At 60.0% G+C, this 25,999-nt stretch carries 24 protein-coding genes and 1 riboswitch; of the genes, 18 read left to right on the top strand and 6 right to left on the bottom strand.

From position 1 onward, the window contains the following. Positions 1-2 precede the first annotated feature (2 nt). The 5 genes from BMX75_RS14800 to BMX75_RS14780 all read right to left on the bottom strand — a co-directional run bounded on the left by BMX75_RS14800 (position 3) and on the right by BMX75_RS14780 (position 4,494). Positions 3-620, bottom strand: a complete 618-nt coding sequence (locus tag BMX75_RS14800; protein WP_092829226.1) for a hypothetical protein — start codon at positions 618-620, stop codon at positions 3-5. A gap of 51 nt (positions 621-671) precedes the next feature. Further along, a complete protein-coding gene (locus BMX75_RS14795; RefSeq protein ID WP_092829224.1) occupies positions 672-1,562 on the bottom strand; it encodes an NAD-dependent epimerase/dehydratase family protein in 891 nt (296 codons plus the stop codon). A 90-nt stretch (positions 1,563-1,652) separates the two neighbouring features. Beyond that, the gene (locus BMX75_RS14790; protein WP_092829222.1) at positions 1,653-2,417 is read right to left on the bottom strand and encodes an ABC transporter ATP-binding protein; all 765 of its coding nucleotides are present in this window, start codon (positions 2,415-2,417) and stop codon (positions 1,653-1,655) included. Beyond that, on the bottom strand, positions 2,417-3,481 hold the full coding sequence (locus BMX75_RS14785) for a FecCD family ABC transporter permease (RefSeq protein WP_092829220.1): 1,065 nt from the start codon (positions 3,479-3,481) through the stop codon (positions 2,417-2,419). The genes BMX75_RS14790 and BMX75_RS14785 overlap by 1 nt, the downstream gene beginning before the upstream one ends. Beyond that, on the bottom strand, positions 3,478-4,494 hold the full coding sequence (locus BMX75_RS14780) for an ABC transporter substrate-binding protein (protein ID WP_092829218.1): 1,017 nt from the start codon (positions 4,492-4,494) through the stop codon (positions 3,478-3,480). Before BMX75_RS14780 ends, BMX75_RS14785 begins: the two co-directional genes overlap by 4 nt. Positions 4,495-4,558: 64 nt before the next feature. Continuing rightward, a riboswitch (cobalamin riboswitch) is annotated at positions 4,559-4,750 on the bottom strand. Between the two features lie 349 nt (positions 4,751-5,099). Between BMX75_RS14780 and BMX75_RS14775 the strand changes: the two genes are divergently transcribed. The 9 genes from BMX75_RS14775 (at position 5,100) to cobJ (ending at position 17,189) form a co-directional block, all read left to right on the top strand. Next, entirely contained in the window at positions 5,100-6,818 is a 1,719-nt protein-coding gene (locus tag BMX75_RS14775) for an AAA family ATPase (protein WP_092829216.1), read from the top strand. Continuing rightward, entirely contained in the window at positions 6,815-7,408 is a 594-nt protein-coding gene (cobO, locus tag BMX75_RS14770; protein ID WP_074396058.1) for a cob(I)yrinic acid a,c-diamide adenosyltransferase, read from the top strand. The genes BMX75_RS14775 and cobO overlap by 4 nt, the downstream gene beginning before the upstream one ends. Continuing rightward, a complete protein-coding gene (locus tag BMX75_RS14765) occupies positions 7,408-8,781 on the top strand; it encodes a cobyrinic acid a,c-diamide synthase CobB (protein WP_092829214.1) in 1,374 nt (457 codons plus the stop codon). Before cobO ends, BMX75_RS14765 begins: the two co-directional genes overlap by 1 nt. Continuing rightward, complete coding sequence (gene cobW, locus BMX75_RS14760) at positions 8,768-9,865, top strand: cobalamin biosynthesis protein CobW (RefSeq protein ID WP_092829212.1); 1,098 nt, start codon at positions 8,768-8,770, stop codon at positions 9,863-9,865. Before BMX75_RS14765 ends, cobW begins: the two co-directional genes overlap by 14 nt. Next, a complete protein-coding gene (gene cobN / locus BMX75_RS14755) occupies positions 9,865-13,716 on the top strand; it encodes a cobaltochelatase subunit CobN (RefSeq protein ID WP_092829210.1) in 3,852 nt (1,283 codons plus the stop codon). Before cobW ends, cobN begins: the two co-directional genes overlap by 1 nt. Next, positions 13,706-14,854 carry a cobalamin biosynthesis protein CobG gene (locus tag BMX75_RS14750; RefSeq protein ID WP_092829208.1) on the top strand — a complete coding sequence of 383 codons (1,149 nt, stop codon included), beginning with the start codon at positions 13,706-13,708 and terminating at the stop codon, positions 14,852-14,854. The genes cobN and BMX75_RS14750 overlap by 11 nt, the downstream gene beginning before the upstream one ends. A 192-nt stretch (positions 14,855-15,046) precedes the next feature. Then, a complete protein-coding gene (locus tag BMX75_RS14745) occupies positions 15,047-15,676 on the top strand; it encodes a precorrin-8X methylmutase (protein ID WP_092829206.1) in 630 nt (209 codons plus the stop codon). After that, a complete protein-coding gene (gene cobI / locus BMX75_RS14740; protein WP_092829204.1) occupies positions 15,673-16,398 on the top strand; it encodes a precorrin-2 C(20)-methyltransferase in 726 nt (241 codons plus the stop codon). Before BMX75_RS14745 ends, cobI begins: the two co-directional genes overlap by 4 nt. Continuing rightward, positions 16,395-17,189, top strand: a complete 795-nt coding sequence (cobJ, locus tag BMX75_RS14735) for a precorrin-3B C(17)-methyltransferase (protein WP_092829202.1) — start codon at positions 16,395-16,397, stop codon at positions 17,187-17,189. The genes cobI and cobJ overlap by 4 nt, the downstream gene beginning before the upstream one ends. Here cobJ and BMX75_RS14730 read toward each other — a convergent pair. Beyond that, on the bottom strand, positions 17,132-17,878 hold the full coding sequence (locus BMX75_RS14730) for a cobalt-precorrin-6A reductase (protein WP_092829381.1): 747 nt from the start codon (positions 17,876-17,878) through the stop codon (positions 17,132-17,134). The genes cobJ and BMX75_RS14730 overlap by 58 nt on opposite strands. Between BMX75_RS14730 and cbiE the strand changes: the two genes are divergently transcribed. The 9 genes from cbiE to BMX75_RS14685 all read left to right on the top strand — a co-directional run. Continuing rightward, positions 17,871-19,136, top strand: coding sequence for a precorrin-6y C5,15-methyltransferase (decarboxylating) subunit CbiE (gene cbiE, locus BMX75_RS14725; protein ID WP_092829200.1), 1,266 nt, complete (start codon positions 17,871-17,873; stop codon positions 19,134-19,136). The genes BMX75_RS14730 and cbiE overlap by 8 nt on opposite strands. Further along, entirely contained in the window at positions 19,133-19,513 is a 381-nt protein-coding gene (locus tag BMX75_RS14720; protein ID WP_092829198.1) for a cobalamin biosynthesis protein, read from the top strand. The genes cbiE and BMX75_RS14720 overlap by 4 nt, the downstream gene beginning before the upstream one ends. Beyond that, positions 19,510-20,313 carry a precorrin-4 C(11)-methyltransferase gene (cobM, locus tag BMX75_RS14715; protein WP_092829196.1) on the top strand — a complete coding sequence of 268 codons (804 nt, stop codon included), beginning with the start codon at positions 19,510-19,512 and terminating at the stop codon, positions 20,311-20,313. Before BMX75_RS14720 ends, cobM begins: the two co-directional genes overlap by 4 nt. Then, positions 20,310-21,074, top strand: a complete 765-nt coding sequence (gene cobF / locus BMX75_RS14710) for a precorrin-6A synthase (deacetylating) (RefSeq protein WP_092829194.1) — start codon at positions 20,310-20,312, stop codon at positions 21,072-21,074. The genes cobM and cobF overlap by 4 nt, the downstream gene beginning before the upstream one ends. Positions 21,075-21,148: 74 nt before the next feature. Then, positions 21,149-21,589, top strand: a complete 441-nt coding sequence (locus BMX75_RS14705) for a YtoQ family protein (protein ID WP_092829192.1) — start codon at positions 21,149-21,151, stop codon at positions 21,587-21,589. Between the two features lie 969 nt (positions 21,590-22,558). Next, positions 22,559-23,500, top strand: coding sequence for a toll/interleukin-1 receptor domain-containing protein (locus BMX75_RS14700; protein WP_092829190.1), 942 nt, complete (start codon positions 22,559-22,561; stop codon positions 23,498-23,500). A 142-nt stretch (positions 23,501-23,642) separates the two neighbouring features. After that, positions 23,643-24,671 carry a YaaC family protein gene (locus tag BMX75_RS14695; protein WP_092829188.1) on the top strand — a complete coding sequence of 343 codons (1,029 nt, stop codon included), beginning with the start codon at positions 23,643-23,645 and terminating at the stop codon, positions 24,669-24,671. Between the two features lie 92 nt (positions 24,672-24,763). Next, positions 24,764-25,585, top strand: a complete 822-nt coding sequence (locus tag BMX75_RS14690; RefSeq protein ID WP_092829186.1) for a hypothetical protein — start codon at positions 24,764-24,766, stop codon at positions 25,583-25,585. Between the two features lie 154 nt (positions 25,586-25,739). Continuing rightward, a partial coding sequence (locus BMX75_RS14685) for a transposase (protein ID WP_175474752.1) occupies positions 25,740-25,999 on the top strand: 260 nt, incomplete at its 3' end.

Raw genomic sequence — 25,999 nt, 5'->3', positions numbered from 1 at the left:
AGTTAATCTTGGCGCCGCCAACGCTGCCCGCCAACCATCACCAGGTGTAGCGGCAGGTAGACGACTACGGGCCATATCAGCGTCAGTAGGAACAGATAAAGCAGAGGGTCGAGGCTGTCTTGGGGTTGGCCGAAGGGCCCGTGTGCCCAGTTGATATTACGGTCTGGGTCGGTGAGCAGGTAGGACAACGGCACCACGATCCAGGTCAGCAGGGTCTGCCACAGCAGGGCGCGGCGCGCGTAGCCCAGTTTCGCCACGCCGATGCCTGCCACCAGCGGCAGTACGGCGTGGTAGAGCGACATGGCCCGCGTCATGGGTGGGTGCTCGGGGTTGAACATGTACTCGGTGCCACCGATGGGGTGGACGCCGGTGAGCGCTGCCGTCGTGACGTCAAACGTCCACAAGCTGCCGACCAGCGCCACCGCCAGCCACTGCATCGACATCAGGGTACGATGCTCTGTCCAAAGCGCCACCAGCAACAGGAAGTTTGCCACGTTGCATAGCCAGAAGAAATTCTGGGGCCCCAGCAGCACTGCATAGCTCGGTGCCCAGATCAGGATCCACAGCGAAAAGGCCAGCTTCAGCCAGCGAGGTACACCCGCTACCGGGGAATCGGCCATGGTCGTCTCCTTGTTAGCTAGACAAATCAACGTCGCTAGTTCATGGCACCCTTACTTTTCCAGCTCATCCCTCCAGGAGTGGCGTGGCGTGAAACCGACCAGACGACGCGCTTTCTCAATACTATAGAAGGTCTCGTATTCGCCCATTTCGCGCTTGATCGGTACCCCTGCGTAGAAGCGTTCAATCACCTGGGCGTTGGTCAGCCCCACCGATAGATCGTCATTGGCGACGTTGAACACCTGGTAGCCCAGGCCGTCTGTCTTCAGGCAGCAATCGACCATCTGGCCCAGGTCGCGGGCGTCGATGTAGGCGAAGATATTGCGGCGGCGCAGCGCCGGGTTGTCCATGTAGGCCGGGAAATGCTGGCGGTACTCGTGGGGCTCGATAACGTTATTGATGCGCAGGCCATAGATATCGATACCCGAGCGTGCCTGGAAGGAGCGGGCGGTGACTTCGTTGACCACCTTGCTCATGGCGTAGCTGTCCTGAGGTACGGTGGGGTGCTCTTCATCGACCGGCAGGTAATCCGGTTGCACCTCGCCGTCGGCAAAACATACGCCATAGGTCGTCTCGCTGGAGGCAAAAATCACCTTGGGAATACCCAGCTTGGTGGCGGCATCCAGTACGTTGTAAGTGCTCAAGGTGTTGATGCGATAGGTCTCGTTGTCCGGCCGGTGCAGGATGGCGGGTATCGCCGCAAAGTGGACAATGGCATCGTAACGCGGCACGCCGGTGCCCGGTTCCAGCTCGTCCATCCCGGCGTAGGCATGGCAGGCGTTGAACACCTGGCCAGCATCGGTGAGGTCTGTCTTCAGAGTGGGAATGCCGGGCACGTCGGAGGTTGCCCAGTCCAGGTTGGTGACGCGGTGACCCTGGTCACGAAGATAGGCGGTCGCATGGCGGCCCGCCTTGCCACTGCCACCGGTGAATAGAAGTCGCATAGGTATCCCCTAATTAATGGAAAGCACCACATCACCTTAGCAAACAACGGCTAACCCCGCTGATTGATCACCTGGCTGTGCGTGTCATGCTTAAATAGCATTGCGAAAACGCATCATCTGGCTGCCGTCGATGGGGTCGGCGAAGATATCGGCGTAGACACCAAAGGTCTGGCGTAGCCGGAATGCCGTCAGTACCTCTTTAGGCGGGCCACTATCCACCAGGCGGCCGCCATCCATGACACCGATGCGGTCACACTCCATGGCGTGGTTCAGGTCGTGCAGCGAGATAATCACCGTAACCGGAAGCTGCCTGACCAGCTCAAGGATCGACAGCTGATGGCGAATATCCAGATGGTTGGTGGGCTCATCGAGCAGCAGAATCTTGGGTTGCTGCGCCAGTGCGCGGGCAATATGCACGCGCTGGCGCTCACCGCCGGAAAGCGTGTGCCAAAGCCGGTCGGCCATATGCACCATATCGACATCTACCAGCGCCTGAACCACGATGGCATCATCTTCCGTTGACCAGGGGCGCAACGCGGTAAGAAAGGGCGTCCGGCCCAGCGCCACTACGTCACGCACGCTAATTCTATCGGTGGTATCGGCCTGCTGCTCGACTAAGGCAATAGACTGAGCAATCGCCCGCTGCTTCAGCGCGTGTAGAGGCTGGCTACCCATTAGCACCTGTCCTGCTTTGGGTTTGTTCAAGCCTGCCAACAGGCGAAGTAGCGACGTTTTACCCGAGCCGTTCGGCCCCACCAGGCCAAAGGTTTGGCCGGGCTCGACGGTTAGGTTAATGTCAATCAGTAGAGGCGTGCCATGCACTGACCAATCGAGTTTTTGAGCGGTTAACTGCATTAAGACCTCTTGCCGCGCACGAGAATGAGCGCAAAGGCAGGTGCGCCAATCAGTGAAGTAATCACCCCGATCGGTAGCACTTGGCCGGGGATCAGAGTGCGCGAAAGAATATCTGAGCCAATCAAAAAGACCGCCCCAGCAAGCGCCGTGGCTGGAACCAAACGCGTGTGTTGGCTGCCTACGATAAAACGCATGGCATGGGGAATCACCAGCCCAACAAAGCCAATCGCCCCCACAATAGACACCATCACCGCCGTGACCAGCGCCATGGCGATAATCAGCATGCCACGCACCGGGCGCACTGCGATGCCCATGGAGGCGGCGCTGTCGGCACCGAAGGTAAACGCATCCAGGGAGCGGCGGTGCCATAGGCAAACCAGTACCCCAAACAGCGCGGCAGGCACCGCCAAGGTTACATCGGCCCAGCGCACACCAGACAGATTGCCCATCAGCCAAAACATGATGCCGCGGGCCTGCTCGGCGCTCGCCGACTTGGTAATGATAAAAGCGGTGAGCGCATTGAACAGCTGTGAGCCTGCGATGCCTGCCAGAATAATCGCCCCCGCTGCCTGAACGCCGCGGCCACCACCGACGCCGCTGTTGGCCGCATGGGCGAGCATCACCACGATACCAAAGGCGAGAAGGGCGCCCACAAAGGCACCCAGGGAAAGCGAAAGCGCCCCTGCGCCAAGGCCCGCGACGGCCACGGCCACCGCGCCGGTAGAGGCCCCAGCGGAAATGCCCATCAAGTAGGGGTCGGCCAAGGGGTTGCGCAGCAGCGCCTGAAGCACCACCCCTGCCAGCGCCAGGCTAGTACCACAACAGGCAGCGACCACGGCGCGGCTAAGCCGGTAGTTCCAGATAATGCCTGCATCGATCCGGTCTACCGCATAATCCGCGCCCAGGAGCTGATTGGCGAGCACTTTGAGAATGGTATCAACGGGAATCGGTGTCTCGCCGATGGCGGTGCCCGCGATCAGCGCCGCCACGAGCACCAGCGGCGTGATCCATAGCCAGCGCAGTGCAAAACCTGCCGTAGATCGCCGCGTTAACGCAATGCTCATTCGTCAAATGCCATTGTCGCTAGCGCCTCGGCCAGTGTTTCAAGACCGTAAATAGTGCGCATCGTAGCGCTCATGGCGTGGGCATCCATCTCTATGATGTGGTCGTTTTTAACCGCCATCATTTCGCGGGTAACCGGGTCGCTGCGCAGAAACTCACGCTTGGCTTCAATGTCGTCGGCGGGAAAGCGGCGGCGATCCATTCTGGCGATCACGAGCACATCGGGGTCAGCCCTGGCGATGCTCTCCCAGCCCACCGTGGGCCACTCCTCATCGGACTCGATCACATTGCGAATACCGAGCTTGTCCATCATATAGCCCGGTGCGCCGAGTTGACCCGCAACGAAGGGGCTAACCCCCAGGTCTGTCGATGAGAACCAGAATGCCGCGGATAAATCGTCCGGTAAGTCCAGGCTGTTCGCCAGAGCTATTGCGCGCTCTTCGCGGTCGATAAGGTCGGCTACCAGCGTCTCGCCAGCGTCTTGCACATCATAAATCTGGGCTAGTTCGGTGATTCCCTTATAGACCGAATCCGTGGAGAAAGCGGCCGTGCGGGTGCCATCGCCGCCGGTAGAGTTATCCTTGGTGTCGCAGTCGGCGGGCATAATATAGGTGTTAATACCCAGCTCATGAAACTGTTCCCGGGTGGCGACGCTGCCGGTGGGGCCTACGTGCCACTCGTACTGTACCGCCACCAGGTCAGGCCGTTTATTGACCACGGCCTCAAAGCTTGGGTCGTCGTTGGCGATCCGCTCGATCGCTTCATTGACCTCAGCAAACTGGGGAAGGACCGGGGTGAACCACACCGAGGTGCCATTCACTCGGTCAGCGAGCCCCAGCGAATAGAGAATCTCCGTGGCTGACTGGCCTACCGTCACCGTTCGTTCTGGGGGCGACGCCACGCTGATCTCAACACCGCAATTGGTTAGCGTAAGCGGGTAGTCGGTGGAGGCGTAAGCCGCCTGGGCAAGGCCAACAGCGCTCGCGGCGATGGCCGTGGTCAATCTCAACATCATGTACACTCCCGTGCATGATGAGCTCCGCATTCGGCCAGCAAATAGTGACCGAGCCACTTCGCTCAATGTTAGTCATATGTCGGCAGTTCTCCTGACTGACGGGTCATGGCTAGCTCGCCTTCCCAGACGCTGTGTCCAGTGGCATCAAAGAGCATCGCTCGCCGCCTACAGTTGCGGGGGCAGTTCCGTTTCGCGGCAAGCCGCGGCGGATTCTCTATTAAGTTCCGTGGGGAACACCGACACTGGCCATTCTAGGTGGCAGGGGGATAGCGAACAACACAAAGCCTAAGGATCTTATGAAACCTCGCCATTATAGCAATGTTATAACATAATATTTAAAAGGCGTGTAAAAATCCAGCGGCATGCATAGTGTCAGCTGATATACGCCTTCGCAAAGTTAATAGCTTGTAACAAATTGGCCTCGCCGCTACCCCTTACTCTATACTGAACGCCTTTTCTGTTCCCACTTATTTATGAGTAGTTTATTATCATTCAGCTAGTTACCATGAATAAGATTCAAGATCGACGGTGGTCAAATCAGTTGGCAGCGTTTCAGTTGAAAAGGATTGCTCGATTGACGGGCTTGGCCAGCACGGGAGGTGCCGGTGAGTGAGTTTCCCTTTGCGGCGGTGGTTGGCCAGGAAGCGCTGAAAACCGCGCTGATCCTTAATGCCATTAATCCGCGTATCGGCGGGGTGCTGGTTAGTGGGCCAAGAGGTAGCGCCAAGTCGACCTTGGCACGAGCTCTGGCCGCTATTTTACCTGGCGATAGCGACGGGCAGCGTGCTCCTTTTGTGACGCTGCCCCTGGGCGCCAGTGAAGACAGGCTGGTCGGCAGTCTGGATCTGCAAAAGGTGCTGGCCAATGGCGAAGCCACCTTTCATGCCGGGCTGCTCGCTAAAGCCGACGGCGGCGTGCTGTATGTGGACGAGGTCAATCTGCTGCCGGATACCCTGGTCGATTTGCTGCTGGATGTGGCCGCCAGCGGAACGAACATCGTCGAGCGCGACGGTATCAGCCACTCCCACCCGGCGCGCTTCAGCCTGATTGGCACCATGAACCCGGATGAAGGCGAGCTACGCCCGCAATTGCTGGATCGTTTTGGGCTGTGTATCGACCAGGCCGCGAACATCAGCGTGGAAGAACGTATCGCCATCGTCCAGCAGCGCGAAGCCTTCGACCGCGACCCAGCCGGAGCGGCCCGTGGCTTCGAGGAGGCCCAGGCCGCACTGACCGAGCGGATTCATCAGGCCCAGCGTCAACTGGTGGATGTCATTACCCCGTCATGGGTGTATCACACCATCGCCTCGCGCTGTGAAACCGCCGGTGTGGAAGGGTTGCGAGCCGACGTGACCTGGCACCGCGCCGCCCGCGCCCACGCCGCATGGCGCGGTGCAAGCGAGGTGGCACAGCAGGATATCGATGCCGTCGAGCCGTGGGTGCTGGACCATCGGCGCACCCAATCGCCCGAGCAAACCCCGCCGTCTTCGCCGCCGAAGTCACCACCTTCGGGAGGTGAGGGTGGTTCGTCATCAACGACTGGTGCGTCGACCGGCGGATCATCCGATCAGCGCGGCGAACAGGGGCAGTGGGGCGCCATGCCGCCCCAGGCTCAGTCAACCATTCAGCAGGCAGCGCCTGAACTGGCGAATACGCCAAACGGTGTTGGTCAGGCGAAAACGGCGATGACTCCGGCGTCCGGTGAAAAAGGGCAGGTATCAGGCAAGGGACGCTCGCGGACTGAGACTTCTCGCCTGGACGGCTTTGGCACCCTGATCGCCAACCGCGGCCAGTGGCCCTGGCGAACGCTTAAAATGCGCAAGACACAGGCCGGGCAGCCAAGGGCGCACCTGGTGCTGCTGGATACCTCGGGCTCCACCCTGGGGCAGCGCCTGCTGGGCCAGGCGAAGGGGCTCGTGGAATCGCTGGTGCGCCAGGCCTACGCGGCACGTGAACAGGTCGCCGTCGTCGGGTTCGGCAACGGCGGCGTGGTGCCGCTACTATCCCGGCAACGTGCGCCCAAGCGGGTACAAGATGCGCTCGAAGCTGCGACGGGAGGCGGCGGCACGCCGCTGCGCGAGGCAGTGATTGAGGCCAAACGCCTGATCCATCAGTGGCAGCGACGCGAGCCCGGGCTGCACATCCGCACCTATCTGATTACCGACGGCCGTACCCGCGAATCCGTCGCCGACCTCGGCCCGCTGGGCGACTGTGTCCTGCTGGATACCGAGTCATCGAAAATCAAGCGCGGCCAGGGCGCACGCATCGCCCAGCAACTGGGGGCGCGCTACGCGACACCTTTTTCTGGACAGGAAACCCCATGACTGACGATCGCCATACCCACCGCATGCAGCGCAAAAAGGACGTGGTCGACGAGCGCATCAGCCGCGCCACGGAAGAGCGCGGGGTGTTGATCCTGCTGAAAGGCAACGGCAAGGGCAAAAGCAGCTCGGCGCTGGGCACCATGGCGCGGGCGCTGGGCCACGGGCAGCGCTGCGCGGTGATACAGTTTATCAAGGGGCGTCGTGAAACCGGCGAGTACCTGTTCTTCCGCGATCAGCCCAACCTAGACTGGCATATCATGGGTCAGGGGTTTACCTGGGAAACCCAGGATCGCGAGCGCGATATTGAAGCCGCCCAGTCGGCCTGGGCGGTGGCCAAGGGGCTGCTCGAGAACCCTGACTACCACCTCATCGTCCTCGATGAAATGAGCTACATGTTCAAGTATGGCTACCTCGACCCGCTGCCGGTGGTCGAAGCGCTTAACCAACGGCCCGCGCATCAAAACGTGATCATCACCGGGCGCACCATGGCGACGCCGCTTCAGGAAATCGCGGACACCATCAGCACGGTGCAGGACGAGCGTCACGCCTTTCGTGGCGGTGTTAAAGCCCAGGCGGGGATCGAATACTGATGAGCACACCCACTGCAAGCTGCCCGGCGCTGTTTATCGCCGCGCCTTCTTCCGGGCAGGGCAAGACCACCTTTACCGCCGCGCTGGCCCGGGCGCTGCGCAACCAGGGCAAGGTGGTGCGCGTGTTTAAAACCGGCCCCGACTACCTGGACCCCCAGGTGCTGGCGCAAGCCGCCGGCCAGCCGGTCGACCAGCTTGACCTCTGGATGGCCGGCGACGCCTACTGCCGCCAGCGCTTTTACGAAGCCGCCCAGACGGCGGACATGATCCTGGTCGAAGGCGCCATGGGGCTGTTTGACGGCGAGCCTTCCAGTGCCGACCTGGCCGCGCGGTTTGGCTTGCCCATGGTGGTGGTGATGGACGTCAAGGGCATGGCGCAGACCGCGGGCGCGCTGCTGGCGGGGCTGGCGGGCTTTCGTGACGATATCCGCATTGTCGGGCTTATCGCCAACAGTTGCGGCTCCCAGCGCCATCGCGAGCTGATCGAGACCACCCTGCCGCAGGGTATCCCGCTGCTCGCTGCCATCGCCCGCAACCCGGAGCTGTCGCTGCCCGAGCGCCATTTAGGCCTGGTGCAGGCCGACGAGATTCGTGACGATCTGGAAGTGCGCTTTGAAAAGGGCGCAAGCGTTATCGAGGCGGAAAACCTGCCCCAGACGCTGCTTGCGCTGCCGCCGGTGACCTTTACTGCCCCGGCAGACGTCGTGACCGCCGACTTGCCGTCGCTTGCCGGGTGCACCATCGGCGTGGCCAAAGACGCCGCATTCAGCTTCATTTACCAGGCCAACCTGGACCTGCTCGAGCAGATGGGCGCGCAGCTGCGCTTTTTCTCGCCGCTCACCGACAGCACCTTGCCGAGTTGCGATGCGCTGTGGCTCCCCGGCGGCTACCCGGAAATTCATGCCGCGACCCTGGCGGCCAATACGGCCATGCACGCGGCGATCAGGCAGTTTTTTGCCGACGACAAGCCGATTCTTGCCGAGTGCGGCGGGCTGCTGTATTGCCTGGAAACCCTGACCGACTACGACGACACCGCTCACACCATGCTCGGCCTGCTGCCGGGGCACGGTGCCATGCGCGGGCGTCGGGGCTGCCAGGGGATGCAAACCGCCGCGTTGCCCGAAGGCCCGGTGCGCGGCCATGCCCACCACCGTTCCATGGCCGAGGGAACGCCTGAGCCCATTGCCCATGGCGAACGCCAGCGCCACCCCGCGCCGGGGGAAGCCATTTTTCGTGAGCGTGGATTGACGGCCACCTACTTGCACCTGTTTTTTGCCAACAACCCTGCCGCGATCGCGCTGCTGTTTAGCGGCAAAGCGTCGCCAGCGCGTCAGCCTATCGATTCAGAGGACGAGACCCATGCAGTTAAATAAGATACCCGCCACCGTGGTCACCGGCTTTTTGGGCAGCGGTAAAACCACCCTGCTGGCAAGCATCCTGCGCCAGGTGACCGGCAAGCGAATTGCCGTGATCGTCAATGAATTCGGCGAGCAGGACATCGACTCAAGCCTGCTGCGCGGCTGTGCCCTCGACTGCGAAGACGGTCAGGCGGTGGAAGGCGACGACAGCGGTATTTTCGAGCTGGCCAACGGCTGTATCTGCTGCACCGTAGAAGAGGAATTTCTACCGGTGATGAAAAAGCTGGTCGCCCGCCGCGACGATATCGACCATATTCTGATCGAAACCAGCGGCCTGGCGCTGCCCAAACCGCTGGTGCAGGCCTTCAACTGGCCGGAGGTGCGTCAGCACTGCACCGTCGATGCCATCATTACCGTGATCGATGGCCCCGCCGTGGCCTCTGGCCGCTATGCCAGCGATGTTGCCAAGGTAGAAGCCCAGCGCCAGGCCGACGAAAGCCTGGATCACGACCCCAGCCTGCAGGAGCTGCTCGACGACCAGCTTAGCGCCGCCGACCTGGTGCTGGTCAGCAAGACCGACCTGTTAAGCCCGGACGAGAAGGCGCGGGTCGAAGCGCTGATCCAGGCGCGTGTGCCGGAATCAGTGAAGTACCTGTTTGTCGATCAAACCCTGGCCACCAACACCGTGCAACTCGAAGCCCTGATGGGCATCGGGGCGGCCAGCGAAGCGAGTATTGACCTGATCACCAATCACCACGACAAGCATCACGCTGAGGGTGCGCATCACGACCATGCCCACGACAACTTTGATTCCTGCGTGATCAGCCTGGGCGAAGTCGACGGCGACCTGCTGGCGGCCAAGCTGCAGCACATTGTCAAAACCCAGGAGATCTACCGCGCCAAAGGCTTCGCGGCGATTCCCGGCAAGCCGATGCGCCGGGTGATCCAGGCCGTGGGCGAACGTCTGGATGGCTACTTCGACCGCCTCTGGGCAGAAGGTGAAACCCGTCAAACCCAACTGGTCATCATTGGCAAGTCGCTGGACAGCGACGCGCTGCGCGACGCGCTTGCCGAAGCAGAGGTAACAACAGCCGCCTAATGCACCTTTTTGCCGCCAAACCCGGCGGCTTTGTTGATGATGAAGGCATTGTCGATCTTCAACAAAGCCCCGCGGATGTCGTGATTCTCTCGGCCGCCGACAGCAACCTCTCGGCCTTGGCCCAGGCGATTGATCGCCTGGGCGAGCGCTATCCGTCGGTGCGTCTGGCCAACTGGATGAACCTGGTCAAGCCCGCCGCCTACGACCTCTACGAAGACCGGGTGCTTGAAAAGGCGCAGCTGGTGGTCGTGTCGATGCTGGGCGGCCAGGCCTACTGGCAATACGGCTACGAACGCCTGCTGGCCTGGCGGAATGCCAAGCCCGGCCGCCAACTGATTCTGGTGCCGGGCTGCGACGCCCCGGACGATGCGCTGCTGGAAGCCTCGAGCGTCGACTATGACAGCGCCTACCGGGTATGGCGCTATCTGCGCGAAGGCGGCGTGGATAACGCCGAACAGCTGCTGCGCTACCTGGGCAGCGAGTGCCTGGCGTTGCCCACCACCTGGAAGGAACCCAAGGTGGTGCCCGCGGCGGTGATCTATGCGCCAAGTGATGCCGCAAGCCAGACGGGCCGCCAGGTGATGAGCCTGAGCGAATGGCGGGCCAACCAGCAGCCGGAAAGGCCGGTGTGCCTGCTGCTGTTCTACCGCAGCCACTTGCAGGGCGCCAATACCCTGGTCGTCGACGGCATGATCGAGGCGCTTAAAGAGCAGGGGCTTGAGCCACTCGCCATCGCCGTCGCCTCCTTGAAAGAGGCCGACTGCATCGCCTTTATCAATCACCTCATCGAGCAGACCGGCGCCATGCTGGTGGTCAACACCACCAGCTTCTCGATCAACCGCAATTCCGATGACACCTACCCGCTGGGCGGGGCGATTCCCGAGAGCGTCTTCGTCGGCCAGCCGGTGATCCTGCAGGCGATTCTTTCCAGCAGCACCGTCGAAGACTGGCAGGCCTCGGCCGCCGGGCTGAGAAGCCGGGATGTGGCGATGCAGATTGTACTGCCCGAAATGGATGGCCGGGTGATCACCCGGGCGGTGGGCTTCAAGGCCGAAGCGCTGTATAACGAACGCAGCCAGCTGTCGGTAACTCACCACGCGCTGCACCCGGAGCGCGCTGAGTTTGTCGCCAAGCTGGCGCGCCGGTTCTGCCACTTGCGCACCACCCCCAATCACGCCAAACGGCTGGCGCTGGTGCTGGCGAATTACCCCAACCGCGATGGCCGGATTGGCAACGGCGTGGGGCTGGATACGCCCGCCTCGACGCTGCAGATATTAACCGCGCTGCAATCCGCGGGTTACCCGGTCAGCGACCTGCCCGACAGTGGCGATGACCTGATCCGCCTGCTGCAGGGGGCGGTGACCAACGACCGCAATGCCATCGACCAGCGCATGTGCTGGCAAAGCATTAGCGTTGATGACTACTTGGCCTGGTTTCAAACCCTGCCCGCCGAACTTCAGGAAACGGTGTGGACGCGCTGGGGCGCGCCCGCTGATGACCCCAAATGCCGCCAGGGGCGGCTGATGATCTCGGGGATCCGGCTGGGGGAGACCTTCGTGGGTATCCAGCCCGAGCGTGACTTTATCGAGGACCTGACCCAGTCCTACCACGATATGCAGCTGGCGCCGCCGCACAGCTACCTGGCGTTCTACTTCTGGCTGCGCGAGCACTACCAGGTGGAAGCGGTGATTCACGTGGGCAAGCACGGCAACCTCGAGTGGCTGCCGGGCAAAAGCAGCGCGCTTAGCGCCGACTGCTGGCCGGATATTGCGCTGGGTCCGGTGCCACATTTCTACCCGTTCATCGTCAATGACCCGGGCGAGGGCGCCCAGGCCAAGCGGCGCAGCCAAGCGGTGATTATCGACCACCTGATGCCGCCGCTGGCCCGCGCCGAGCTTTATGGCGACATGGCTAAACTGGAAACGCTCACCGACGAATATTACCAGGCGCTGGATATGGACCCCCGGCGCGAGGCGTTAATCCGCGAGCAGATTCTCGATCACCTGCGTGAGACTGGCATCGACCAGGAATTGACCAAGGCGGTCGACAGCCAGGACGAGGCGCTGATCCTGAACGAGCTGGATACTTTCCTTTGCGACATCAAGGAATCGCAGATTCGTCACGGTTTGCACATTCTTGGCACGCTGCCGCCCCAGGATAAAGTGGTCGGCACCCTGGTGGCGGTGCTGCGCTTGCCCAGGGGTGAAAGCATTGCCCAGCGCGGCCTGCTGCATAACCTGGCCGATGACCTGGCCCTGCAGGGCGAAAGCCAGACGCCCTTTGACCCACTGAAGGCCGACGCCGAGCCCTGGACGGGGCCGCGGCCGAGCGTGCTGCGCGAGCTGGATAGCGCCGCCTGGCGCAGCGGCAACGACACCCGCGAGCGGCTGGAAGCGCTGGCCCACCAGCTGGTCGAGGCGTACGTGGTCGCGCCGGGCAGCCTGGAGGCGTTGGCCGCCCACTATACCGCCACCGCCGAGCAGCTGCGCTACGCCCGGGATCAGCTGTGGGTGGCACTTCAGCAGAGCGCTGAGTTGGAAATCAGCTCCCTGCTGGATGGGCTTGGCGGCCTGTTTGTGCCGCCGGGGCCGAGTGGCGCCCCCAGCCGTGGGCGGCTGGATACGCTGCCCACCGGGCGCAACTTCTTCAGCGTGGACAACCGCTCGATTCCATCCCCCGCCGCCTGGACGCTGGGCGAAAAATCCGCCCAGGCGTTCGTTGAGCGCTACCTGCAGGATAACGGCGACTACCCACGCCGCCTGGGACTCTCCATCTGGGGCACCGCCACCATGCGCACCGGCGGCGATGACATTGCCCAGGCCTTTGCGCTGATGGGCGTGCGCCCCATCTGGTCGCTGGGCTCGCAGCGGGTGATCGATATCGAGGTGATCCCCTCGATGCTGCTCAACCGCCCGCGGGTGGACGTCACGCTGCGGGTTTCCGGCTTCTTCCGCGATGCGTTTCCCAACGTGATCCGGCTGTTCGATGCGGCGGTACAGGCGGTGGCGAGCTACGCCGAACCGGGCAACAGCAATACCATCCGCGAGGCGGTAATGGCCCGCCAGCAGGTGCTGGAAAACCAAGGGCTGAGCCCCGAGATGGCCGCCCAGCAGGCAGGCTATCGGATCTTTGGCAGCAAGCCGGGGGAGTACGGCACCGGCCTGAACCGGCTGATCGACAACGGCGCCTGGGAAAATGCCGATGACCTGGCACAGGCCTACCTGGACAACGGCGCCTACGCCTACGGGCAGTTTGCCGAGTCCGGCACCGCCGCCCCGGATGCCTTCGAGCAGCAGCTTAAAGGCCTGGAAGCGGTGATGCAGAATCAGGATAACCGCGAGCACGATATCCTCGATTCCAACAGCTACTACGCCTTCCAGGGCGGCATGGCCAACGCCAGCCGGTCGCTGAGCGGGCAAACCCCGGTGATCTACCACGCCGACCACGCCAACCCGGCTCAGCCCAAGATTCGCACGCTGAAAGAGGAACTGGCCAAGGTGATTCGCTCGCGGGTGCTCAATCCCAAGTGGATTAACGCCATGCGCGAGCACGGCTACAAAGGCGGCTTCGAGATGGCCGCCACGGTCGACTATCTATTCGCCTACGATGCCACCACCGACCTGGTCGCCGACTACCAGTACGCCCAGGTCACCGATGCCCTGGTGCTGGACGACGCCAATCAGCAGTTCCTGCGTGAGCATAACCCCTCGGCGCTGGAAGAAATGGCCGAACGCCTGCTCGAAGCCGCCCAGCGCGGCATGTGGCAGTCGCCCGGTGAGCAGGGCGAGGCGCTGAAAGACCTGCTGCTGGACATGGACGAGGCCAAGGAGGTCGCGGCGGATGTCGGCTGAGCCTCGCATCAAAGGCTGGTGCCCCGGTGCCTGGCAACCGATGGCAACCGGCGATGGCTTACTGGTGCGCGTGCGCCCACGGCTGGGCCAGCTCGAGCGTGGCCAGGTGCTTACGCTGTGCGATGCGGCGGAGGCCTACGGCAGCGGCTTGATCGAACTCACCAGCCGCGCCAATCTGCAGTTGCGCGGCGTCACAGAGGCGAGTTGGCCAGCCCTGATGGAGACCCTGGTCGCCCACGACTTGATCGATGCCGACCCGGAAGCGGAGCGTCGCCCGCAAATTCTATTGGCTCCCGGCTGGCAAGCGGGGGACGATACCCATAAAATCGCCAGCGCGCTTAACGACCGCTGGCAAGAATTGCCGGTGGTGCCCGCCAAGGTTGGGATCGCCATTGATGCAGGCAAGGCACCGGTACTGGGCGATGCCTCGGCGGACTTTCGTATCGAGCGCGCCGAGTCGGGCGGCCTGCTGGTGCGCGCCGACGGTTATTCGTTAGGCACCGCTGTTGACTCGATTGACGCCGCCGTGGCGCAGCTTATTCGCCTGCTGGCGTGGTTTGTCGAAAGTGGCGGCTGGGACTCCAAGCGTATGCGGCGCCATCATGTGCCGCTGCCTGACTGGGCCACGGCCAACGCACGGCCCGCGGCAACCGGCAGCCAATTGCCCCTGGGCAAGTACGCCCACGGCGCGGTGTATGGCCTGCCGTTTGGGCGGGTGCCCGCCAGGGTGTTGCGCGCTGCGGTGATGCCTGCCGACGTTACCGCCCTGCAGGTGACCCCCTGGCGGCGCATCTGGGTCGCGGGAGCCAGCGCCGAGGCCATCGACGGGTTGATCAGCGACGAACAGGACGCCCGCTTGCGGATTGATGCCTGCCCCGGCGCGCCCTATTGCGAGCAGGCCAGTGTCGCCACCCAGCCGCTGGCCGAACGCCTGCGTGGGGTTACCCAGGGTGCAGTGCATGTATCCGGCTGCGCCAAGGGCTGCGCCCGCCGCTCATCGGCTGACGTTTGCCTGGTTGGCGAGGCAGGCCGGTTTAATCTGATTGTTAACGGCCGTGCCGATAGCACGCCGTTTAAAACAGGCCTCACCGAGAGTGAGGTGTTGGATTTAGTAAGAAAGCTCAGAGAAAGCAGTTAGGTTTATCGAAGTTAAAATTTTGGCTTACATACTCGGTAGCTGAGTGACAGGGCAGGTTGTAGCGAGGGTCTTTTTCCATGGATGGAAAAAGTAGCGCCCAAGGATGGGTTCACAGCGCCCTCGCGGAAACCTGCACTGGCACGGTTGCCTTGCAGACGACCAACTGCGAATTAGTTTATTTGGAGAATTTGGGTGCCTCATAAGTACGAAACAAGCGGCCCGGCGATTTACCGCGAGTCATTTGCCATTATCCGCAGCGAGGCTGAGCTTGCCCGCTTTTCAGTGGAGGAAGAAGCGGTTGCGGTACGTATGATTCACGCCGCCGGTCTTGTGGAGTTGGCCGCGCATATTCACTTTCAAAACGATGTGGTCAATAAAGCCCGCGCCGCATTGGAGCAGGGTGCCCCGATTCTTTGCGATGCACGGATGGTCTCGGAAGGCATTACCCGCAAACGGCTGCCTGCGGATAACCAAGTCATCTGCACGCTGAATGACGAGCGCACGCCGACGCTGGCCAAAGAAATGGCCAACACCCGCTCGGCGGCGGCGCTGGAGCTATGGCGCCCACACCTGGAAGGCGCGGTAGTGGCAATTGGCAACGCGCCCACGGCGCTGTTTCATCTGCTCAATATGCTCGAAGACCCCGACTGCCCCCGGCCTGCGGCGATTATCGGCTGCCCGGTGGGCTTTGTCGGTGCGGCCGAGTCCAAGCAGGCGCTCTGGGAGAGCCAGGTGAGCCCCTGCTGCACGGTGCAGGGCCGCCTGGGCGGCAGCGCCGTGACCGTCGCCGCCCTCAATGCCATCGCGGACCGAACAGAATGACCCAGGGAACCATCTACGGGGTCGGCCTTGGCCCGGGAAGCCAGGACCTGATGAGCGTGCGCGCCGATCGGCTGATCCGCGGCGCCTCGCACGTGGCCTATTTTCGCAAGAAGGGGCGTACCGGCCATGCGCGCAGCATCGTCGAGGGCATGCTGGCCCCCGAGGTCACCGAGCTCGCAATGGAATACCCGGTGACCACGGAAATCCCCTTCGACGACCCGCGTTATAACGAGTTGCTGGCCAACTTCTATGAGCGCAGCGTGGCGCTGTTGATCGAACTGGCCGAGGCGGGGCGCGATGTGGTGGTGCTTTGCGAAGGCGACCCGTTCTTCTACGGTTCCTTCATGCATCTCTATACCCGGCTACTGGATCACGTGCCGGTCTCCGTGGTGCCGGGGATCACCGGGATGTCGGCGGCCTGGACCGCCACCGGCCAGCCGATCACCTGGGGCGACGATATCCTCACCGTGGTCATGGCCACGCTGCCGGAGGCCTCCCTGGCCGAGCGCATCGCCGAGACCGATGCCCTGGTGGTGATGAAAATCGGCCGCAACCTGGACAAACTGCGCCGGGCGCTGGCCCACGCCGGGCGCGAGGACGACGCCTGGCTGATCGAATACGCCGCCATGCGCCAGGAGCGCGTGCAGCCCTTCAAGGACGCAGGCGAAAGCGTGCCGTACTTCTCGATTGTGCTGATTCACGGCCACGGGAGGCGCCCATGAGCGGCTGGCTGAAAATCGTCGGTTTGGGGCCGGGCAGTGACCAGTTGGTGACGCCCGAGGTGTCGGTGGTGCTCGCCGAGGCCACGGATGTGGTGGGCTATGTGCCCTACGTTGAACGGGTCGCGCCCAGGGCCGGGCTTGTGCGCCACGGCTCGGACAACCGCGAAGAAATCCAGCGGGCCGAGCAAGCGCTGATGATGGCCGCCGAGGGCCGCCGCGTGGCGGTGGTGTCCTCCGGCGACCCTGGCGTGTTTGCCATGGCCTCGGCGGTGTTTGAAGCCTTGGAAGCAGGCGATGCCCATTGGCGCTCGCTGGACGTTCAGGTGCTGCCGGGGATTTCCGCCATGCTGGCCGCCAGTGCCAGCGTCGGCGCGCCGCTGGGGCACGACTTCTGCTGCATTAATCTATCCGACAACCTCAAGCCCTGGGCGCTGATTGAAAAGCGCCTGCGCCTGGCCGCCGAGGCCGACTTTGCCATGGCGTTCTACAACCCGCGCTCCAGGGCGCGGCCGGAGGGCTTTGCGCGTACGCTTGAGGTGCTGCTTGACGCCTGCGGGCCGGAAAGGCTGATCGTTTTCGCCCGCGCTGTCTCGACCCCTGACGAAGTCATCCGCGTGACCACCCTTGGCGAGGCGACGCCGGAGATGGCAGACATGCGCACCCTGGTCATTGTGGGTTCCAGCCAGACGCGGCGCATTGAAAGACAAAACTCTGAACAGAACGAACCCTGGGTTTATACCCCTCGCTCGGTGGGCGCAAAAAGCCAGGCCAGCACGTCATCCGCGGTGTGACACTCCCGGCGTGAGGGCAGCGTGGGCCGCTCGATCATCACCACCGGCAGGCTAAGCGTGCGGGCAGCGGTGAGTTTGGATACCGCGCCGTCGCCGCCGGCGTTTTTACACACCAGGCGCTCAATGGCGTGGTCTTTGAGCAAGGCCAAGTCGTCCTCCGTGGTAAACGGGCCGCGCGCGACGGTGATAGTCTGGTGGGGCAGTGGTATCGGCTGCTCGGGGTGATCGACCAGCCGCAGTAAATAGTGATGCTGCGGCATCGCGGCAAAGGCCTCCAGGTGCTGACGCCCGATGGCCAGCATGATGCGCTGGGGCGGGCCGTCCAACTGGCTCACTGCCTCGTCGATGCTGGCAGCCCTCGCCCAGTGATCGCCGGGTTGGGGGTGCCAGGCCGGGCGGGTGAACGCCATCAGGGGGACGTTACACTGTTCGGCTGCGGCCAGCGCGTGGCGGCTCATCTGCTCGGCGAAAGGGTGGGTCGCGTCAACCAGGTGGGTAATGCCCGCTTGCTGAAGGTACGCAACCAGGCCAGCCACGCCGCCAAAACCGCCAACACGCGTCGGCAAGGGTTGCGGCTTGGGGGTGCTGACACGCCCCGCATAACTATAGACGGCCGGGATCGAAAGCTCGGCCAGCAGGCTGGCCAGGGCGCTGGCCTCTGAGGTTCCGCCAAGAATCAGGATGTTCATAGTGGTTAACGGTAACGAGGTTCCCTGGCTGACGATAATAGGCTGGGGGGAGAGTGGCACACAGGGTCTCACGGCGGCAAGCCGCGAGGCGCTCGAGCGTGCCGAGGTGGTGTTTGGCGCCCGCCGACACCTGCGCCTGCTCGAACCCCTGAGCACTGACCAAAGCGCCGACCTGAAAGCCGACTTGAGAACCGACTTGAAAACCAAGCTGCGTGAATGGCCGGTGCCGTTTGCCGACGGCATCCCCCAACTGCTCGCCGAGCGCGGCCGCCGTGTGGTGATGCTGGCCTCCGGCGACCCCTTCTGGTTTGGAGCGGGCACTTCCATCGTTAGCCACCTTGAGCCCCATGAATGGCAGGCGCTGCCGTCGCCCTCCACGTTCAGCCTGGCGGCTTCCCGCCTGGGCTGGCCGCTTCAGGACTGCACCTGCCTGGGCCTGCACGCCAAGCCGTTAACCCGCGTTCGCCCCCACCTGCATCCCGGCAGGCGTTTGCTGGTGCTGGTACGCGGCGGCGACGCGGTGGCTGAGCTGGCAGCGCTGGTCGAAAGCTTTGGCTTTGCGGATTCAACGCTAACCGTGCTGGAAGCCCTGGGCGGCGAGCACGAGCGGGTGCGCACTTTTCAGGCCGCCGCCACACTGCCCGATGACATCGCGCACCCGGTCGCGGTAGCGCTTGAGGTTGCAGGCGAGGGGCCCGCATTGCCGCTGACGCCCGGGCTTGCCGATGATTTTTTTGACCACGACGGCCAGATCACCAAACAACCCATTCGCGCCATGACCCTGGCTGCGCTGGCCCCCAAGCCTGGCGAACGGCTATGGGATATCGGCACCGGCTCGGGATCGATTGCCATCGAGTGGCTGCTGGCGCACCCCGACAATCAGGCGGTAGGCTTTGAGCAGAACGCCGCCCGCGCCGCCCGCGCCGCCCATAACGCCCGGCAGCTGGGCGTCGACTGGCTTGAGGTAAAAGAGGGCAGCGCGGTTGAGCGCTTAAGCGATGCAGCGCCGCCGGATGCGGTGTTTATCGGCGGCGGGCTATCCCAGGCGCTGTTGGAATCGTTATGGCAAATTCTGCCGAGCGGCGTGCGCATCGTCGCCAATGCGGTGACGCTGGAGTCCGAGGCGCTGCTGGCCCACTGGCACAAACAGGCAGGCGGCGAACTGCTGCGCCTGGAGCTTGCCAGCGCCGCGCCGCTTGGCTCCCGCCGGGGCTGGAAGGCCAGCTACCCCATCGTGCAGTGGCGGGGCGTTCGATGAACGGGCGGGAGCTAAAAGTCGTGGGCTTTGGTTTTCGTCGCGGTGCGTCGCTCGCCTCGCTGGCGGCGTTACTCGATACGCTGATCCAGCGCTTTGGGACCATCGACGCCCTGGCGGCTACGCAATCCATGCGCCCGCTGGTGCAAAGCCTGGGCCAGGCACGCTGCCTCAATGTCATTCTGGTCGCCGATGCGCACCTGCCAGGCGTCACCACTCTCACGCAATCCGCGCAAAGCCTACAGGCGCGGGGCACGGGCAGCGTGGCCGAAGCGGTGGCGTTATTGGCCGCCGGGCCAGGGGCGCAGCTGCTCGGCCCACGGCACATTTCCGCTGACCGGCAGGCAACGGCGGCCATCGCCATAGGAACATCATTATGACCGTACACTTCATCGGCGCCGGGCCAGGCGCCCCGGACCTGATCACGCTGCGCGGCCGCGACCTGATTGCCGCGAGCCCGGTGTGCCTCTACGCAGGCTCGCTGGTGCCGCAAGAACTGCTGGCGCATTGCCCGGCAGGGGCGCGTATCGTCAACACTGCGCCGCTATCGCTGGACGAAATCATTGAGGAAATCCAGGCCGCCCACGCGGCTGAGCAGGATGTCGTGCGGCTGCACTCGGGGGATCTTTCGGTATGGTCGGCGGTAGGCGAGCAGACCCGTCGCCTGCGCGAGCTTGAAATTCCCTACACCATCACCCCCGGCGTGCCCGCCTTTGCCGCCGCTGCGGCCAGTTTGGGTCAGGAACTGACCCTGCCGGGCGTGGCGCAATCGGTGGTGCTAACGCGTACCTCCGGGCGCGCCAGCGCCATGCCGGACAACGAAACCCTGACCAACTTTGCCCAAACCGGCGCAACGCTGGCGATTCACCTGTCGGTTCATAACCTCGCAAGCGTGGTGGCCTCGCTGGTTCCTTACTACGGCAGTGACTGCCCCGTGGCCATTGTATGGCGCGCCAGCTGGCCCGATGAAAAAATCATCAGAGGGCGCCTGTCCACCATTGAGGCGTTGGCTACCAACACGCTGCAGCGGACGGCGCTGATTCTGGTCGGGCCGGTGCTCGAGAGCCAGGACTTCCAGGAAAGCGCGCTGTACGCCGTGGGCTACGACCGCCGCTTTCGGCCACAGACCGCGGATTCGCCGTTTGCCAACCTGCCAGACGAGGAGGGCCGCGACAGATGACGACGCTTTCGCTGATCGGCATCGGCACGGGCAACCCTGACCACGTCACGCTTGCCGCCGTGCGCGCCCTCAACGACGCCGACCTGATCCTGCTGCCGCGCAAAGGCGAAGCCAAAAGCGACCTGGTCGACCTGCGCCGCCTGCTGTGCCAAACCCTGCTGCGCGAGCCCGAGCAGGCTCAAATCGTCGAATTCGACTTGCCTAAGCGCGGCGAGCAGGGCGATTACCTTGGCGCCGTCGATGAATGGCACCACGCCATCGCTGAAGTGTGGGCATCGCTGATGGCGCACCACCTGCCCGAAGGCGGGCGGGTCGGCTTGCTGATCTGGGGCGACCCCTCGCTTTACGACAGCAGCCTGCGCATCGCCGAACGCCTGGGCGCTGCCGGGCGAGAGGTCGACGTCGAGGTGGTGCCGGGCATCACCAGCCTGCAGGTACTCACCGCCGAACACCGCATACCGCTGAATGCGCTCGCCGAGCCCATCCAGATCACCACCGGCCGCCGCCTGCGCGAACGCGGCTGGCCAAGCGACGCCGGCACCGTCGCCGTCATGCTCGACAGCGGCGGGGCCTTTACCGCGTTGCCCGCCGACGATACCTACATCTGGTGGGGCGCCTACCTGGGCATGGAAAAACAGTGCCTGATCAAAGGCTGGCTAAGCGAGGTCAGCGACGAGATCATCCAGCGCCGCTCAAGCCTGCGCGAACAGCACGGCTGGATCATGGATATCTACCTGCTGGCCAAACAGCCGCTGATTTGACGCCGGTATCAATATGGAATGTTTTTCCATAAAATAACTGCATCGACTAAATGACTGCGTTATCAGGAGCGACCATGAGCTTTTACGTTTATCTATCCGGCGAGATCCACACCGACTGGCGCGACGAAATCCAACGCGGCGCCGACGCGGCAGGCCTGGATATCGTCTTCACCGCCCCGGTGACCGACCACGACGCCTCGGACGCCGCCGGCGACCACCTCGGCAAACCCGAAAATAGCTTCTGGCGCGACCACCAGTCCTCCAAGGTCAACGCCATCCGCACCCGCACCATGATCGAACAGGCCGACCTGGTCGTCGTACGCTTTGGCGATAAATACAAACAGTGGAACGCCGCCTTCGACGCAGGCTACTGCGCCGCCCTCGCCAAGCCCTACATCACCCTGCACAGCGAAGACATCGTCCACCCGCTGAAAGAAGTCGACGCAGGCGCCCAAGCCTGGTGCACCACTACCGATCAAGTCGTCGAAACCCTCCGCTACGTCCTAAAAGCCTGATACGCCCATCCAGCGAAGTGTACGGTGGCCTGCAGAAGCGCAATTCATCGCGCGATTCAGCAGCCATCGTGCCACCAAGCCCGCGTTGACGGGGCGTGTAGGAGCCCAATTCATTGGGCAATCAGCGCTTAATCAGCCACCAAAAACGATCGCCCGACGAAGTCGGGCTCTTACAGAAGCCCATTACAATGGGCTTGCAACGGACCATACATTGCCATTCTAGAAATAATCACGTCATCAATGCCCGCGTCGAGGGGGTTGTAGGAGCCCAATTCATTGGGCGATCAGCATTAAATCAGCCAACGAAAACAATCACTTGTACAGAGTTTCCTTCCTCACCTTTCCAACCCTGAACACACCACCGACAAAATTTACCTTCCCGACACGTGACCTAAGCTAATTTTATGAATAGAGTATGGTTTAACAGAGCAAAACAAGCGCGCACGCGAATTTTGTCTATGCTGCCAAGTAAGCAGGTTGATACATTATAAAACAATGGGTTATGAGTATGTGGCTGGCTAGATAATGTCAATAAACGCGTCGGCACATTCATTGATATTATGCAGCCGGGCGTATAATCACTGTTATAGGTGCAATGGAGTGGGTCTTCAAGTGGTGTGCCTATAGCTGGCGCTTCGTAAGCATCAAGAAAACTGGTATTAAGGAACGTGGCATCATTTAATTCAGTGGTTTCGTTCCGTCGTAAGAAAGCTATGTGGCGCCGGGAATTTCAGCGTGTCTTTTCCGGCGTGCCAGTAAGCAAATTTAGGGGTGTAGGCAACTGTCTTCTTCTTGCCGTCACGTACCAAGTGTGGCTCCGCTAGCGCTTCGCAAAGTGCCTTTGCAGGGTTGTGGAAATTGCACTATAACCATGCGTACCAGTTCGCACCCTTCGGGTGCCGGACGCTCGCAAGCTCGCGCAGCTGTACATGGGCGTTAGAAGTCAGCAAGGAAGTTAGAGGATTAATTATGGCACCTAAGGTATTTGTAAGTCATGCAAGCGAAGATAAAGAACGATTCGTCTTGGGTTTTGCTGAAAAGTTGCGACAAAACGGGGTTGATGCATGGCTAGATAAGTGGGAAATGCTCCCTGGTGACAGTCTGGTGGAAAAGATATTTGAGGAAGGCCTAAAAGAAGCTCAAGCTGTAATTGTTGTTTTGTCTAGCTATAGTATCTCGAAGCCTTGGGTGAAAGAAGAATTAAATACGAGTATTGTTAATAAAATATCAAATGGCACAAAGATTATTCCTGTAGTTATAGACCAATGTGATATACCCGAAAGTTTAAAATCTACAGTATGGGAAAGAGTGCAAGATACCAATAACTACCAAGATAATCTCGATAGAATAATTGCATCAGTCTTTGGTCATTCGACCAAGCCTTCTCTTGGCTCCCCTCCATCGTACACACAGCATGCATTAGCAGATATACCTGGGCTTACACAAATAGATAACCTTGTACTGAAAAAGTCATGTGATTATGATCTTGAAAATAACGCCCACATCATAAACCCAGGCAAGTTGTTTATTGAGAACGACAAGCTGATTGTTCCAGAGAACGAATTGAAAGATTCACTGGAAATGTTAGATAGAAATGGATTTGTAAAATTATCTAGAACCATCGGCGAAGGTTTTTCACATTACCAGATCACAACACACGGCATGGAGTCGTATTTAAACGCATACTTGACAGAGTATCAAAGCTTAATCAGAGATGTTATTTCGCTTATAGTTAATAAAGACATGAAATTAAATGCAAAAATAATAGAAGAAACGAATTGTTCTCAGAGACTCATTGACCACATATTGGATTTGCTCGATATCAATGGTCACTTAGACTTATCAAAAACTGTTGGTGGCGGCGTTCATATTTATAATGTTTCTCCCGCTTTGCGACGAATGTTGGCATGATGACTTTTAACAATCCCATCAACTCAGACAGTAAAAGCGGCGCTCCTTTGTCGCGCCATTTTTTACTGCTGGTTATGGGTGGCGTTATGCGTGGCCATCTGATATCAGTATCTTACAGTAACTATTTCATTGAGACGTATTCATGGTAGAAGTTGAAGAAAAATATGGATTTCCTTTGTTTGCTAGGCAGTCATCTGTAGTAAATTTAGGTAAAAATGAAAAGTTGGTTATTTCAGATATATGGTCTTTTTGGGACTATGTCATCAAGAAGGCATCGTCAGACCGAAAGAAAGAAGAGTTTCTCAGGTCTTTGCTCGAGCAGGCAAAGCACTTTTACCAGAGCGCAGAAGGTAGCCCAGTAAAAAGTCAGCCGCTCCTCTATTATTATTCTTTTCTAAACCTTTCTAAAATTATGATCAACATTCGCGGTACATTCGGGCCCTCCAGAATGTACATGCATGGAATGAAAGAAGATCATAAACACAAGTTCATAAACTCCGAAATAGTAAAGCAAAGACAGAAGCAACAAATAGTGCAGGTGGCGCATGAGTTGGTTTCGTTATTTGATCCAGGAATAACTACTAGCGACTTGACTCTCAATACTAAAAATATACTTAATCATTGTGTCGGTGTTCACCGCGCATATAGTGAAATCTATAGTCAGTCAGAAATTTTCGTTAGAATAAGAAAATATCACCTGTATAAGCATGGCAAGGCGCTCATCTTTAAAGCAATGCTCCAATGTAGCTCTGCACAATCAACGGATTTAATCGCCAGAGGCTACAGTATATCCATAGATGAAGATGGAAATACCATATATACGGAGTCAATAAACATGAATAGCTATCAGCCTAAAAGAGCTGATTATGCAAACTTGTCAGCACAGATAAAAAACAAGGGAATTTGGTATTTTATAGGAAATAGCGGTTATACGATGTACCTATCGACCTGTCCGGATAATCGATATAGCCAAGAGTCTATTATTTACATGATGATGTTTTACTTGGGGTCTATTACTCGTTATCACCCATATATGTTTGACAAGATATTCTCTGATAAAGAGCAGTGGTTAATGAGTGAGTTTCTGGGAACTCAACCAAAGCAGTTTTTGTACTTGGCAACTGCAAATGTCCTTGGGCAGAGTGTTTTAAAAGCCTATGCCAGCTTCTAAGCGCATAACAATCGCAGCCACAGCGACGGCTTTTTCGTTGCGGTTTCGCCATCACTACAAAGCCGCGCGTGCTGCGGGCGTTAGGAATACTTATGTGGGTCTCAAGTAGAATTCGCACCGATTCGCATACGCTCACGCCTGATGCTTTTCGGCTGTTTCAACTTCCAGAATCAAATATTCGCATCCATACCGTGCGCGAGCAAGATTTCGTTTTATCGGTGCGTCCGGCTGCTGAAGATGCCCCCGAATCTAAGCAAATTCATGACTGTAACCATGTTATCAATGCAATGCTGATCGCTCTCAATGTAGGGGCTATGGGGACTTTTACGCTTGACGAAGATCCGTGGGCTCACCCGATTCTAACCGTAGCAGATGACTTGGATGGTTTGAACTGGCGAAAAGCTGCGCTCGTTGTCAATCCAGAGACGGAGTATCCAGAACGTCAGCAAATCAATGATCTTCATATTGAGAATTCGGCTCTGATATTTGGCATTATCGCTCGTGAGCGAACCCCAGTTCTCGTAGGGGAATATCTACGAGGCTTGCTGCTTATGCGATTGAACATCTTAGAGCTGAACTTTCGCCGAGAGTCATTCCTTTGTTTTTACCGTGCATTAGAGCACTTTGTAGCCAATCGTATTCTAAAGGTTCGAAAACTCTCCAATGAGCTCCGCGATTTGCAAAGAGCAATTCGCACATTGACCAGAGATGAGGAACTCATAGAAGAGCTTCGGACCGTATATCGTATTCGATCTAGTCAAGTGGCACACTCGCAGAACGAGCAGGCCGAAATATCACATGATGACCTTTTGAAGACCAAAGTTTTCCTAGACTTTGTGATACATAAAACTTTCAAGACCGAGGCTGACGAAGCCATGTGGGCTCGTGGGGCACGGCCAGAAAACGGTGCTTAAAATTCCTAACCAGTGCAGGCACAGCGACGCTCATTACATTGCGCCTTCGGCTCCATTCCATGGGCGCGCATGCTGCAAGCGTTGAGGCTGTAGAAAAACCCCGCTGGCCCCTAAGTTTTGATAGGATCGAGGAAACAGACGAGGAGTGGTCAGCATGCCGCGCTTCAAGGCTTATAACTACGATCAGAACGCCATGGTGGTGATCAATTACCAAGATCAGCTCCAGCCAGGCACCTTCGAACACGCCGTACACTACCTGATCGAGCACAAGCTCGATTTATCCGTTTTCCATCCCAAGTATCGAAACGACGCGACCGGTCGGCTGGCCTATGATCCGGCCATCTTGTTGAAGATCATCCTGTTTGCTTACTCAAAAGGCATCACCTCCAGCCGCGAGATGCAATGGTGTTGCGA

This window comes from Vreelandella subterranea, from assembly GCF_900111305.1.
GTDB classification, from domain to species: Bacteria; Pseudomonadota; Gammaproteobacteria; order Pseudomonadales; family Halomonadaceae; genus Vreelandella; species Vreelandella subterranea.
This window is presented reverse-complemented; position numbering and strand designations above follow the sequence as displayed.